Here is a 12721-nt window from a genome sequence, read left to right as displayed (position 1 = left end):
TTCAATGATATTTTTCACTGATTAAAACTATCCAATACAGCGCGTCTCATGGTCTCAACTGGCGCAGGAATGCCGAGCCAGTGTTCAAATGCGACCGCGCCCTGATACACAAACATACCTAGGCCGCCGTGCACAACGCATCCACGCAAACGTGCTTCTCGCAGCAAGCGTGTCTCCAGCGGATTATAGATTAAATCACTCACGGCCGCACCTTCCCGAATCAACTCCGGATTCACAGGTACATCATCGATATGCGGATGCATGCCTGCCGCCGTAGTGTTGATCACGATATCAGCCGAGGCTAACACAGCTGCAGCCTCTTCCATGCCGCTGCCAGTAATGTTACCCAATCCGTGCCTTCTCAAATCGGAGGCAAGAGCCTCTGCTCTCTCTGCTGTACGATTCAGGATGCTAATCCGTTCCGGCTTCTCCAGTGCCAGAGCATAGATGACGCCTCTTGCAGCGCCTCCTGCCCCAAGAACTGCAATCTTCTTGCCTGCGAGTTCCGGCACTGCTTCTTCCTTCAACGAACGAACATAACCAATACCATCGGTATTGTACCCTGTCAGTTTACCATTATCGTTGACGATCGTGTTTACAGCACCAATCAGCCGCGCACTTTCATCAATGACATCGAGGTATTTCATCACTTCTTCTTTGTGAGGTATTGTTACATTAACACCCCGGTACCCCAAGGCAACAATGCCTTTAACGGCTGCTTCCAGCTGCTCTGGACGAACATGAAGCGGCATATACAATCCGTTCACACCCGCTGTCGCAAGAGCCTCATTATGCATGGCAGGTGACTTGGAATGCCCAATCGGATCCCCAAAAACTCCGAGCAAAACAGGAAGTGAAGTATAGGTATTCTTTTGTTCTGGCATGCGTCTGCCCCCGATCTATAGAGAATCAATTTGCCGTATAACTAGATCAAAGATGGACGAACCAGCACTCGAATACCTTTTGGTGCATGTACAGCGACAAGCGCCCCATTCTCACCATTGACCTTGATCCAGCCCAGACCCGATATGAACACATCGGACTGGCTGCCGCGTTTGATACGGAACTCATGCCGTGTCCATTCAGGCATGTCCGCTGCATCCTCCCGGCTAGGCGGGGACAGCAGTTCTCCGGCGTGGTCACGATACAGATCATCTGCACGCTCCAGCTTCGTCCGGTGAATATCGATTGCATTGCTTGTATAACAAGTGAAGGACTGACGATCACCTTCAATGAAATCAAAACGAGCCATGGCACCAAAGAACAACGTCTGTCCGGCATTTAATTGATACACGGCCGGTTTAAGCGGCTTGTCCGGCATGATGGCTGCCAGATCCTTGCGTGATACGATCTCACTGAAACGCCATGGATACACGATTCCCGGCGTATCAATAATAAATTTGCCATCATCCAATGGAATGTTAACCATATCCAGCGTCGTTCCCGGATAACGGGAGGTTGTCAGTTCCTGCTCCAAATCGCTGTAGTCGCGGATCAGACGGTTAATCAATGTCGATTTACCCACATTGGTACCACCGACCACGTATACGTCACGATCCTCGCGATAGGTACCAACAAGCTCCAGCAATCGATCAAATCCCTGATTTTGCTTGGCACTGCAGAGCACGATATCCACCGTACGCAAACCTTGCTCCTTAGCCTGCTTCTGTACCCAGTTACGAACCTTGTTCCAGTTGGTTACCTTAGGAAGCAGGTCCGTTTTGTTAACAGCCAGCAGAACCGGATTGTTCCCTACAAAACGCTGCAGACCGGAAATGATGCTGCCGTCAAAGTCAAACAGATCAACGATATGGATGACAAGTGCATCCTTATCCCCGATTTTGCTGAGAAGAGCCAGGAATTCGTCCTGATCCACCGTGACGGATGATGACTCATTGTAGTTTTTGATCCGGAAACAACGCTGACATATGACCGGTTCACGATCCAGCGCTTTCTCCGGGATGAACCCCGGTTTGTCCGGATTTTCCGTTTGCAGATGCACTCCGCATCCACTGCATCTTACGGCAGGATTGCCGTTATGCGTTTCTGTCATTTCTTCTTTTCCTCCTCAAGCCATAAGCCTTTCTTGCGCAAACTGGTTACAGCAATCCGTTCCACGCGACGATTGAAGCGGGTCATGAAACCTTCATCACCGATGGAAATGGGCAGTACCAAGACCGTATAAAGTCCCAGTCGGTTGCCTCCATATACATCCGTAAGCATCTGATCGCCTACAACAATCGTTTTTTCTGGAGTAAGCTCCATCATCTTCATTGCTCTACGAAACGGTGCATTCGATGGTTTGCGTGCACTATGCACAAACTGGATATCCAGCGGAGTCGCAAACAAAGATACACGGTTCAAATTGTTATTGGACACGATCATCAGCTTGAAGCCCGCCTCTTTCACACGCGCAAACCATTCAATCAGTTCCGGCGTGGCATCAGGAGCTTTGGCACCGACAAGCGTATTATCCAGATCAGTTATAATTCCACGGTAGCCTTGAGCGTACAGCTCTTCCAGATTTATGTCAAAAACCGTGTCTACTCGCAGCTTGGGCATTAACATTTTAAACAAAGAAGTCACCTCAGTTTCATACGACACACTATATCACAAATCCGTCTTTCCTGAAAATGCATACAGTGCCTGATGGTATGCGAAAAAGGAAAAACGGGACGGGCATCCTCTATGCCCGTTCCGCTTTGAGTTCCTTGCGCAGCTTCGAGGCTGTCTCATAGACTGCCTTCCAATCGTCCGAAGTAACAGAAGCCGGGCTATAACGCGTGTGTTCAAACAACGCCAGCAGTTCTTGCAGCGTTGCTGCCGCAGCCGGTTTGGCCTGACTCCATCGGTTGACAGACTCGCGCAGGGTCTCGTCTCCGCTTCGGGTCAATCCTTTTCGTTTCACATAGCGAATCCAGCGTTCCGTCTCTGCAACAACTTTCTGCTCGGGGGTAAGTGGTCCGCCAGTGCGCAGACGCAGCAGCCAGAAACGGAGTGAGAAGCGATTCCGCCAGAACATATAAGCAACCCATAGAGCAAGTACAGCCACCGCCGCCCAGATCACAAACGCGGGAATGCCGGATGCTGCTTGTTCAGGTGCAGGTACTTGCTCTTCTTCTACAACCTGTTCTTCTTCTGGTTGTTCTTCAGGCTCGTCTACCGGCTGTACATCAGGCTGTTCCGTCAACAGAGGCATATCGAAGCCTGGTGTCGCTTCAACCGGAATCCATCCGTATTCACCAAAGTACACCTCAGCCCAGGAATGGGCATCTGCATTGGTCACGGTATACGTCGTCTCAATCTCAGAACCTGGCTGGCGTGGAGCCTGCATGTCGGAATTAAGAGACATTTGGCCAGGGGCATATCCTTTTACCCAGCGGGCGGGAATACCTTCCGAACGTGCCATCATGACGAGTGCTGTAGAGAAATAATCACAGTACCCCTCACGGATGTCAAACAAAAATCCTTCAACAAAGTCATTGCTTACTTTTCGGGATAAATCGGGATTGTTAGTGTAATTAAAGTTTTGTTGTAAGTAGTCTTGCAGTAATGCTACTTTTTCATACGGCGTATTTGCCGCAGCCGTTATTTCGGCCGCAAGCTCTGTCACCCGGTCCGGGAAACGGGAAGGCATTTGCAGGTACATGTCATCTGCAGGATTGCTTCCATATAGATCATCAAACGTCTTGGTACGGAGCTCATCTTCCACGATGACTGGTGCTTCGGATACAACCGTATACGTTTTAGGGAATTGCGGCTGCTGCCGATCTGTGACAATGTGCAGCTCTGCCTGATTCGCATTCCACAGCATCCGGCCTGATTCGTTCTCGCCATTGACCGAACTTACTTCAGTTATGGAATATGCACCAAAGAGGATTGGATACACACTATCGTTCAGCATGGTTACCTTTTGCGTAACTTGCTTGGTGTTTACGTTACCCGCATCCTCATTCTCCAGCGCTTGTCCAATTTCCACATCTTCCGTGGACACCCGTCTGCGGTCATCCCACCCTGTACCGGTGTACTCTTCCCGGGTTTCACCCCGCCAGTAACTCCGTTCATTGGTCGTTACCGACATGACTGGTGTGTAGTCAAAGTTGAATCCACCGCCCAGCTGGTTATCTTCTCGGCTGTATCCGGACTCTGTGGAACTTGGAATATCCAGCGTCCCGTTGCCGGTCTGGCTGGTAGAGCTTCCGGTATAGTTACGCCATGCCGTATAAGGATCTGTCAGCGTAGGCGGTACTTCGGGCATGTTAACACTCGCTACAATAATCAGAGAAAAAATAATTGCGATGTTGGCGAGTATTTTGTACGGATAACGGAGCAATCGTTTCCAGCCCTGTGGATAGTTCAATTGGAAGTTGCGGAAGTGCTGGCAAACGAGCCACCCCATCCCGGCAAACATGACCCAGGCCACTTCGATCCAGAGCGGAATCTGGGTGAAGGAATCCAGGATACCCATCGAAACGATGTTCACGCCCAGAAAAACAAGAATACGGCGAGTTGTCGTCACCAGACGAAGAGCAGCTTCGAGCATGACCCATGCGCATAGGGAGAACCAGATGTACGGGGTCAAATGCAGCAGAAATTGCTCCGTACGGTCGCTCAGTGTACCGTAAGGAATGTAGACAGAGTAATCAATGAGCGTTTTATGCAAAATATAAATAAGAACCATTGCCTTGATGATGTTACGGTATATCGTTTTGAAAGGTAAAATAATCTCAAGTACACTGACCGCGGCCAGCGTCCATAATACCAATGATGTCGTCTCGGTGTACCAGGATTCCTGTGTAAACGAAATCCACTGCATCCCAATCAGGAAAATCCAGAGCAGCGACGCTGCATGGTACCAGGATCTTTTCCCCATCGACTGTTCTCTACTATTTGTACTCATACAGAACCTCCCCCCATAACCGTTGGAAGTTCCTGCAGATGGGAAACAACAAAGGATCTCGTGCCTCTTCCTCGAAGCATGGCGGCCCATTCGGCACTCTGACGTGACTCCTTGGTGTCAAGGATAATATGGCACGGAGTCATCCCACGAGTATCAGCCCACCGCAGCAGTTCCAGTACTTTTTCATCCTTCTGGGGAGATATGACTACAAAATAAGCGCCCTGCGGCAGCTGACGAGCAAGCTTCTCAATACCGGGCAGCAGTCTTTTATCCTGACCATTATTCTGAACATCCACCAGATGATGCATCATCTTCTGCCGGTCCATCAGGCTTTCGCTTGGAGGAAGCAGCGTCGTTTGATCAGATAGCGTCATCAGCCCCATACCCATCCGTTCTCTCGTACCATACTCCAATAGCGATGCCGCAGTGGAAACTGCCAGCTCAAATGTTTCCCCCTGCTCGTAACTGCCCGCCAGAGCGTCAAGTACCAAAATGGTTTTGGGTACCGACTCATGTTCGAACTCCTTGGATTTCCATGTTCCTGTCTTGGCTGTAGCATTCCAGTGAATGCGGGACAGCCTGTCGCCATACACGTAATCACGAACACCGTTGATTTGAGTTGTTTCCCTGCGGGAACGCGTCTGTGCGGTTTGTGGACCAGACAGTCGTGATTTACGATCGTACAGCTGCCAGTACGGTATGAATACGGTACGAGGCAGCACCCTAAACTCGCCTTTGGCCTTGAATGTACCACGGTGCTCAATCAGGCCAAAGATATCCTCGCTTGCACATTCCGTTTCGGAGAACGCATATTTGCCGCGCTCCAGCGGCGGAGTCTGGAAAGACAGCTCTCCATTTCCCCGCATGTTCGGAATCAGGCTCTCCCTGAAGGACCAGGATTCCCCATTATGACGATGCAGCATTTCACGTACAACCACGTAAGGCAGTGGCAAAAATCCGGGAATGGTCAGCCTGAGCTTCACCTGAACCTGATCACCAGCATGCAGCAGCTCTTCATGGTCCTGACCCGATGATAGCATTCGTACACCTCGTGCACGTCTTACTCCACTGAATCCGGCAATGGCAAGATACAGACAAAGGAGGGTCACCATCGAAAGCAGCATAATGGATGTCTTCCCGCCCTGGAACAATACATAGGCCAAGCAACAAATCCACACCGCCGCGATACTCCATACGCGGGGGTGGCGCATTCCTCTTCTGACATTACTCAAAAGCGGCTTCATGAATTATTGCCCCATGGAGACGGGCACACGAACCTGCTGAAGTACAGAATTCAGTACGGCTTCAGAGCTCATGCTGTCCAATCTCGCTTCAGGACGCAGTACAATCCGATGGGAAAGGACATACGGGGCCATCGTTTTTACGTCATCCGGGAGCACATAATCACGTTCCTGTAGGAAGGCAAACGCCTTCACCGCCATCATGAATGAAATGGCTGCACGTGGGCTGGCCCCCAGCAGCACGGACGGATGCGAACGTGTATTGCGAACGACATCAAGCAGATAGTCCATGACCGGATCACCGATAAAGACTTCTTTGATCTCCTGCTGAATCGACGATATCTGATCCATGTGAGTTACGGACTCCAGCCGGTCCACGGGCTGACCTGACTGATGCTGCTTCAGCAATGTTCTCTCAATATCCTTGTCGGGATAACCCAGACTTATTTTCAGCATAAACCGGTCGAGCTGTGCTTCCGGCAATGTATACGTTCCCTCAAAATCGATTGGATTCTGTGTAGCACAGAGCATGAACGGGTGCGGCAGATCATAGGTATCGCCATCTACCGTTACACTGCGTTCTTCCATGACTTCCAACAGAGCTGACTGGGTCTTCGTTGTTGCCCTGTTGATCTCATCGGCCAGAAGTATGTTGGTCATGACCGGACCCGGACGGAAATAAAAGCGCTCGTCACGCGGGTGGAATACGGATACACCTGTAATATCACTTGGCAAAATATCTGGATTACATTGAATGCGGCGGTATTCTCCGCGCATGGATTTCGATAATGCTTTGATCAACTGTGTCTTGCCTGTTCCGGGTACGTCTTCGATCAGAACGTGTCCGCCTGCAAGCAAAGCTGTGAGCAAAAGTTGAATTTCAAAGGATTTCCCCATTATGCAAGATTCTAGATTAGAACGAACTGCTGAAATGATTTGGATCGACTCTTTGCGCACAGGCATGTGGTCTAACCTCCTAAAAAAGCATACAGATTTCCTTTTATTGTACATGAACAACGGGCGCGAGTACACTCGAAGAGAATCACAATTTGTTTCCAGCCGTCAGATTGGCCGCCATTCTCGCATGATTGCGACAAAAAGCCCCGGATGTTAAACATCCGGAGCCTCTCCGTGTGTACATATATGGCTAAAACAATTTGACTGCACCTTGTCAGCCTTTCGGCCGCACCACCAGCGCGGCGAGAAAGGAGAAGATAATCGCCGCTGATATCCCTGCTGCCGTCAAGTCGAATATCCCGGTAATAACCCCAATCCACCCTACCTTTTCAAGCTCGGTCAAAGCCCCGTGCACGAGTGAATTGCCAAAACTTGTAATGGGGATGGATGCTCCAGCTCCTGCAAATTCAACCAGCGGATCATACCATCCGAGCGCATCCGCAACCGCTCCTGCCACAACTAGCGTACTCATGGTGTGAGCCGGCGTCAGCTTGACGCCATCCATCAGCAGCTGACCCACTACACAGATCAGTCCGCCAACAATAAATGCCCATAAAAATTGCATCGTTTACCCCTCCTTTTCAATGGCTACGGCGTGTGCAATACACGGGATGCTCTCGCCCTGCTGGTAGGAAATCGGTGACAGCAGTGCACCCGTGGCCACAACCAGTACCCGTTTGAGATCGCCTTTTTGCATCCGGTTCAATATATGTCCATACGTTACAGTCGCTGAGCAGCCGCAGCCGCTGCCGCCTGCTACAACGAATGGCTGCTTCTCCCGATCATAAATCATGAGTCCACAATCATTAAACGTCGTTTGTTCCATGGGGATGCCTTCCTTTTGCAACAGTTCTTTCGTGATGGGGTGTCCCACCGAAGCCAGATCGCCAGTGACAATAAGATCGTAATACCCTGGTTCAAGCCCTGTATCTCGGAAATGAGACACGATAGTATCTGCCGCTGCTGGGGCCATGGCTGCCCCCATGTTAAACGGATCCTTGATGCCAAGATCCATGACCCGTCCAATCGTTGCCCGTGTGACAACTGGGCCTTCCCCTGAGCGGGAGACTACTCCACAACCAGATCCGGTCACGGTGTACTGTGCATAAGGTGGTTTCTGGGATCCATACTCGGTCGGGTAGCGGAACTGCTTCTCCACTGTGCAGTTATGGCTGACCGTACCGGCGAGGACATAATCACCTCCACCTGAATCAACAATTAGGGAGGCTAATGCAAGGCTCTCCATAGAGGTCGAACAAGCCCCAAATACACCTAGGTAAGGAGCTCCCAGTTTCCGAGCCGAAAAAGAACTGCTGATGATCTGGTTGAGGAGATCGCCACCAATGAAAAACTGTAGTTCTTCCTTTGTGATGTTTGCATTGATGAGTGCCAGCTGTGTAGCTTGTTCAAGCAGCTTGCGCTCCCCTTTTTCCCATGTTTTCTCACCAATCTCCAGATTGTCATAGACGTAATCGAAATCGGCGGACAGTGGTCCAGCTCCCTCCTCTGGCCCAACAACCGCAGCCCTGCCGATAATTCGAGGGCGATTCTCAAACTCCCAGGTTTGGCGTCCGACAAGCTTCATAGATGCCCACCTCCTAATCCAAGGAAGGCATAAATGATACCTATAATAAAGGCAGCCACGACGCCGAATACGATAACCGATCCGGCTAGCTTAAACATGTTGGCTCCAACGCCAAGGACAAGTCCCTCCGCACGGTGCTCCAATGCTGCTGAGCACATCGAGTTGGCAAAGCCGGTAACCGGGACCGCTGTTCCTGCTCCGGCCCACTGGGCGATTTTATCGTAGACCCCAAGGCATGTGAGGATAACCGAGATCAGGATCATGACCGCAACCGTAGGACTGGCCGCTTCCTTGGAAGTCATATCGAAACCTGCCTTGAATGCTTCCTGGATAGCCTGTCCAATGATGCAAATGAATCCCCCGACAAAGAAAGCCTTAATGCAATTCGCAAGGATCGGACGAGCGGGCTCATGCTTTTTGGCTACTTTCTTGTAATCCTGTTCGCTGATGGACAGGGATGATGATTTTTTTCCGTTATCGGATCCTTTGGTTTGAGCTGGCAAGATTCAGAACCTCCTTAGAAATCGAATAGGTCGCACAGCTTGTCGCTGCATCTCGTGTGGAATCCTATGTTCATTGTTTGTTAATCGTGGGAAGGTTATGTATCCGGCGAATTGCATCAATTGTTTCCAGTTGGGGAGAGAACGGTTTAGCAGCTTAAATTCAATACGCCGGATTAGAGAGAAGTTGAGCTAATCGCACAACAGTCAGGTGTGAAGTATTTCCCTATAAATAAAGAAGTACGATGACGAGCAAAATAAAAAGGACGATAAAAAGGATATCTTCATTGCCTTCATGAGGTGGCTTCATCTGGTGTCCCAACTCCTTCCTGTCGTCAAGCAAACGAATAAAAATCCCCGATTATGGGATCGCAGGAGTGTCTCAACTCATGCATATTCAATCATGCTGTGAAAAGCGTGAGGGAAAAGCCCAATCCAAAAGAAGACTTCACATTCATTGTACTAACGATGAATCCGATACGTGACACAGACATGGACAATTAGGTGCGCAAGGTTCATACTATAATGTGACCAGTGGTTAATAATGTCCTTTATTAATGGAGGGCAACAGTCTGCAGCCGTTCTGTCAAGACTGTCATACATACAAGCAGAGGAGTTGTCGACACATGAATGAAAAAACAATGGAGATGTTTCGTACGTTAACGGAATTCCCTTCCGCTTCCGGATTCGAGCGCGAGCTTCGTGGATGGATGAAGGAGCAGCTCTCCCAATATACAGAGGAATTTGTGCAGGATCGTCTGGGAAGCCTTTTCGGTGTACTTCGCGGTGAAGAATCAGGCCCGAAAGTTATGGTAGCCGGACACTTTGATGAAGTGGGCTTCATGACAACAGGCATTACGGAAACGGGCATGGTTAAATTCCGACCGCTTGGTGGATGGTGGAGTCAGGCTGTCCTGTCTCAGCGCCTACAGATTATCACTCCGGATCGCCGTATTACGGGCGTTGTAGGTTCTACGCCTACTCACTTGCTGGATGAGTCCCAACGGAGCAAACCGGTTGATCTGAATCACATGTACCTGGATATTGGTGCGGATAACCGTGCGGAAGCCGAATCTTGGGGGATTCACCCAGGAATGCAAATCGTGCCGATCTGTGAATTTACACCCCTGGCGAACCCGAAAAAAATTATGGCAAAAGCCTGGGATAACCGCTACGGAGTCGGACTTGCCCTTGAGCTCGTTGAAGCACTCCACCAAGAGAAGCTTCCAAACACGCTGTATTGCGGTGCAACCGTTCAGGAGGAATTGGGGCTTCGCGGTGCGCGTACAGCTGCCAATCTGATTGAACCAGACATCTTCTTCGCCCTGGACTGCAGTGCAGCCAATGACATGACAGGTGACAAACAGTCCTTTGGACACATTGGGCAAGGTGCTCTGCTTCGTATTTTCGATCCAGGCATGTTCACTCACCGCGGCATGGTGGAATATGTGCAAGATACAGCTTCTTCGAACCAGATCAAGATGCAATACTTTATCTCACCTGGCGGCACGGATGCAGGACAAGTTCATCTGAGCGGAATTGGCGTACCTTCAACCGTCATTGGGATCTGTGCCCGTTACATCCATACCTCATCTTCCATCATTCACACCGATGACTATGATGCTGCCAAGGCACTGCTTGTCAAATTGGTGAAGGGTTTGGATCGTACGACCATGAACACTATTATTGAAAACGCGTAATGCTCACTAGTGATAGAATTGAAAAACTCTGGTTGATCTCTCTCCAGATAAAGAGGCGTTCCGACTTTGGTTGGAGTGTCTCTTTTTTTTGCGTAAAAATAGATTAATAGTTCGAACATTACAGGAAATAACACATAAGATACAACAACGAAAGAGAACAAAACACCAAGCAGTGGGGGTCCTGTTATGGCAGTGGGAAGGAATGGAAAATCGAATAAAGGATCCAAAAAAACAAATGCCGCTAACTCCCTTCTCAATGGCAATCTTAAAGGTAGAAACCTGGAACTCATCGTTGCAGCATTGCTTGTTAGCGGTAAATTAAGAGTTGATGCTGTCACCTTGTTTCGTGAGGCCACTCTGGTCGTAGAGCTGGTTGGACAGTATAAAACACTAACAAACATTAACCCTTCGAATGCCGATAAACTGGTCCAATTTCTTGACGAGATGGGCGATGTGACTCTGGATGATGTGATGCGAGCTTTCCAAAAAAGAATGAATTCCTAAATGAATGGAATGAAATGAGGCTGGGATGATGTCTGACTTTGACGGAACTGGATTTGCAGAGCTATTAATTGTAGTTATCCTTGTTGTGTTATTTGTATTTGGCTCTTCGGATATTGATGAGCTTACCGATTCCCCATCCTCTCCCTGAACCTTGCTCCCAATTGTGGTTTAGCCCCTTGAACTCTATACACATAGTAAGGTTTAGTACAGGATTCGGAGAGCCAATAAAAAACGCCAGTCCTCTATTCTGGACTGGCGTTTTTGAATTCATGCTGATGTCGTCATGCGACATAATCCGATAAAGTAACCTCGATGCCTATTACTCAGAGTTATAGAAATAACGGCGAAAATGCGATCCATGCCAAAATAAGCGTTAGCACAATACATACATTCTCGACCACGGCTCCATGTTTGGTCCCTGTGCTCATCAGATTCGCCCTGATCCTCCACTTGAGTGGCGGAAGCGGACGAATCCCGCGATTCGTCAACGAATCTGCAAGCAGATGCATGGCATAGGCTACTCCTCCGGCAACCCAAATCTCCGGTCCCTGCTCATGCGTTGTGCTGTACAGCAGTCCTCCCCAAACTGCAGTTCCATAGACCGTATGGGTTAAACCTCTGTGGGTCAGCGTAGTACATAACATGAGCAGACTCCCTGCAATCAGGTTCCATGGTGCGAGGGCGTGACCGTAGAATACAAGGCCCAGTCCGATGGCGAACATCAACACTTTGCGGAGCGAACGCGATGGCAGGAAAGATACCAGCCCGACCAAAATGGCTAGCAGCAGATTCCAAGGCTTCGCCTGCACGTAAAAATACACAAATACGGCTGTAGGCAGCAAAATGGTTTGCAGCAGCCTGATCAGACTATTGGGCAGCGCCTTGGATACCAATAAGGAATTCGGCTCATCAATGTCCGGCAGCAGCGAGCCAATGAGCGCAACCGTAACAGCAGGTGCCGTGACTTGCACACCCATCAGCTGCAGTACTGAAAGTGAAACGCCTGTTCCAATAATCAGGTGGGATCTTCCCATCATGATGCGAAAACTTCCTTTCGAAGAAATAGGGAACATCATATCCCATTCTCGATGTTACAACGAAAACAAAAAGAGAACAATAGTTCGTATTTCTTATTTTAAAGTAGCGTCTGGAACTCAATACCTTCCATTCTTCAAGCTCCAACAAAAAAACAGTTTCCGTGACCGGGCTCACACTTTTTAATTTGTGCTACTTATCTCTTTCTTAGTGAAATAAATCACATTAAGTGTTAGCAATCCACGCTATGATTCAAATATAAACCACTAAAAATGTTGATAATGTCCAGTGTTAAACCA

General features: G+C 49.2%; 12 protein-coding genes. 2 read left to right on the top strand and 10 right to left on the bottom strand.

Features of this window, described 5'->3' with window-relative positions:
• Positions 1–14: 14 nt before the first annotated feature.
• The 9 genes from aroE to spoVAC all read right to left on the bottom strand — a co-directional run bounded on the left by aroE (position 15) and on the right by spoVAC (position 9186).
• Positions 15–884 (bottom strand): shikimate dehydrogenase, encoded by an 870-nt coding sequence (gene aroE, locus ABIC22_RS17620; RefSeq protein WP_354482739.1) that lies wholly within the window; start codon positions 882–884, stop codon positions 15–17.
• Between the two features lie 41 nt (positions 885–925).
• Positions 926–2053 carry a ribosome biogenesis GTPase YqeH gene (gene yqeH, locus ABIC22_RS17615; RefSeq protein WP_095289803.1) on the bottom strand — a complete coding sequence of 376 codons (1128 nt, stop codon included), beginning with the start codon at positions 2051–2053 and terminating at the stop codon, positions 926–928.
• Entirely contained in the window at positions 2050–2577 is a 528-nt protein-coding gene (locus tag ABIC22_RS17610; RefSeq protein ID WP_354482736.1) for a YqeG family HAD IIIA-type phosphatase, read from the bottom strand. The genes yqeH and ABIC22_RS17610 overlap by 4 nt, the downstream gene beginning before the upstream one ends.
• 109 nt (positions 2578–2686) lie before the next feature.
• Positions 2687–4900, bottom strand: coding sequence for a transglutaminase TgpA family protein (locus ABIC22_RS17605; RefSeq protein WP_354482734.1), 2214 nt, complete (start codon positions 4898–4900; stop codon positions 2687–2689).
• Positions 4897–6144, bottom strand: coding sequence for a DUF58 domain-containing protein (locus ABIC22_RS17600; protein WP_354482732.1), 1248 nt, complete (start codon positions 6142–6144; stop codon positions 4897–4899). The genes ABIC22_RS17605 and ABIC22_RS17600 overlap by 4 nt, the downstream gene beginning before the upstream one ends.
• Positions 6145–6147: 3 nt before the next feature.
• Complete coding sequence (locus tag ABIC22_RS17595; protein WP_354482729.1) at positions 6148–7104, bottom strand: AAA family ATPase; 957 nt, start codon at positions 7102–7104, stop codon at positions 6148–6150.
• 208 nt (positions 7105–7312) lie between these two features.
• Positions 7313–7663 (bottom strand): stage V sporulation protein AE, encoded by a 351-nt coding sequence (gene spoVAE / locus ABIC22_RS17590; RefSeq protein WP_239299757.1) that lies wholly within the window; start codon positions 7661–7663, stop codon positions 7313–7315.
• Positions 7664–7666: 3 nt separating this feature from the next.
• On the bottom strand, positions 7667–8683 hold the full coding sequence (spoVAD, locus tag ABIC22_RS17585; protein WP_183521892.1) for a stage V sporulation protein AD: 1017 nt from the start codon (positions 8681–8683) through the stop codon (positions 7667–7669).
• Entirely contained in the window at positions 8680–9186 is a 507-nt protein-coding gene (gene spoVAC, locus ABIC22_RS17580; protein WP_127537717.1) for a stage V sporulation protein AC, read from the bottom strand. The genes spoVAD and spoVAC overlap by 4 nt, the downstream gene beginning before the upstream one ends.
• A 623-nt stretch (positions 9187–9809) precedes the next feature.
• Here spoVAC and ABIC22_RS17575 point away from each other — a divergent pair.
• The gene (locus ABIC22_RS17575) at positions 9810–10883 is read left to right on the top strand and encodes a M42 family metallopeptidase (RefSeq protein WP_127537716.1); all 1074 of its coding nucleotides are present in this window, start codon (positions 9810–9812) and stop codon (positions 10881–10883) included.
• A gap of 186 nt (positions 10884–11069) precedes the next feature.
• The gene (locus tag ABIC22_RS17570) at positions 11070–11387 is read left to right on the top strand and encodes a hypothetical protein (RefSeq protein ID WP_239299751.1); all 318 of its coding nucleotides are present in this window, start codon (positions 11070–11072) and stop codon (positions 11385–11387) included.
• Positions 11388–11716: 329 nt separating this feature from the next.
• Here the strand turns inward: ABIC22_RS17570 and ABIC22_RS17565 are convergent, their stop codons facing one another.
• Positions 11717–12424 (bottom strand): metal-dependent hydrolase, encoded by a 708-nt coding sequence (locus tag ABIC22_RS17565; RefSeq protein ID WP_095359546.1) that lies wholly within the window; start codon positions 12422–12424, stop codon positions 11717–11719.
• Positions 12425–12721 lie beyond the last annotated feature (297 nt).

This window comes from Paenibacillus sp. PvP094 (genome assembly GCF_040546835.1).
In the GTDB taxonomy this organism is placed as follows: domain Bacteria; phylum Bacillota; class Bacilli; order Paenibacillales; family Paenibacillaceae; genus Paenibacillus; species Paenibacillus illinoisensis.
The sequence above is the reverse complement of the archived record's forward strand: the minus strand, read 5'-3'. Positions and strand labels throughout refer to the sequence as shown.

Coding starts and splice junctions, on each gene's coding strand:
- aroE (WP_354482739.1), bottom strand. CDS start 884: ATGCCAGAACAAAAGAATACCTATACTTCACTTCCTGTTTTGCTCGGA.
- yqeH (WP_095289803.1), bottom strand. CDS start 2,053: ATGACAGAAACGCATAACGGCAATCCTGCCGTAAGATGCAGTGGATGC.
- ABIC22_RS17605 (WP_354482734.1), bottom strand. CDS start 4,900: ATGAGTACAAATAGTAGAGAACAGTCGATGGGGAAAAGATCCTGGTAC.
- ABIC22_RS17600 (WP_354482732.1), bottom strand. CDS start 6,144: ATGAAGCCGCTTTTGAGTAATGTCAGAAGAGGAATGCGCCACCCCCGC.
- ABIC22_RS17595 (WP_354482729.1), bottom strand. CDS start 7,104: ATGCCTGTGCGCAAAGAGTCGATCCAAATCATTTCAGCAGTTCGTTCT.
- spoVAE (WP_239299757.1), bottom strand. CDS start 7,663: ATGCAATTTTTATGGGCATTTATTGTTGGCGGACTGATCTGTGTAGTG.
- spoVAD (WP_183521892.1), bottom strand. CDS start 8,683: ATGAAGCTTGTCGGACGCCAAACCTGGGAGTTTGAGAATCGCCCTCGA.
- ABIC22_RS17575 (WP_127537716.1), top strand. CDS start 9,810: ATGAATGAAAAAACAATGGAGATGTTTCGTACGTTAACGGAATTCCCT.
- ABIC22_RS17570 (WP_239299751.1), top strand. CDS start 11,070: ATGGCAGTGGGAAGGAATGGAAAATCGAATAAAGGATCCAAAAAAACA.
- ABIC22_RS17565 (WP_095359546.1), bottom strand. CDS start 12,424: ATGATGGGAAGATCCCACCTGATTATTGGAACAGGCGTTTCACTTTCA.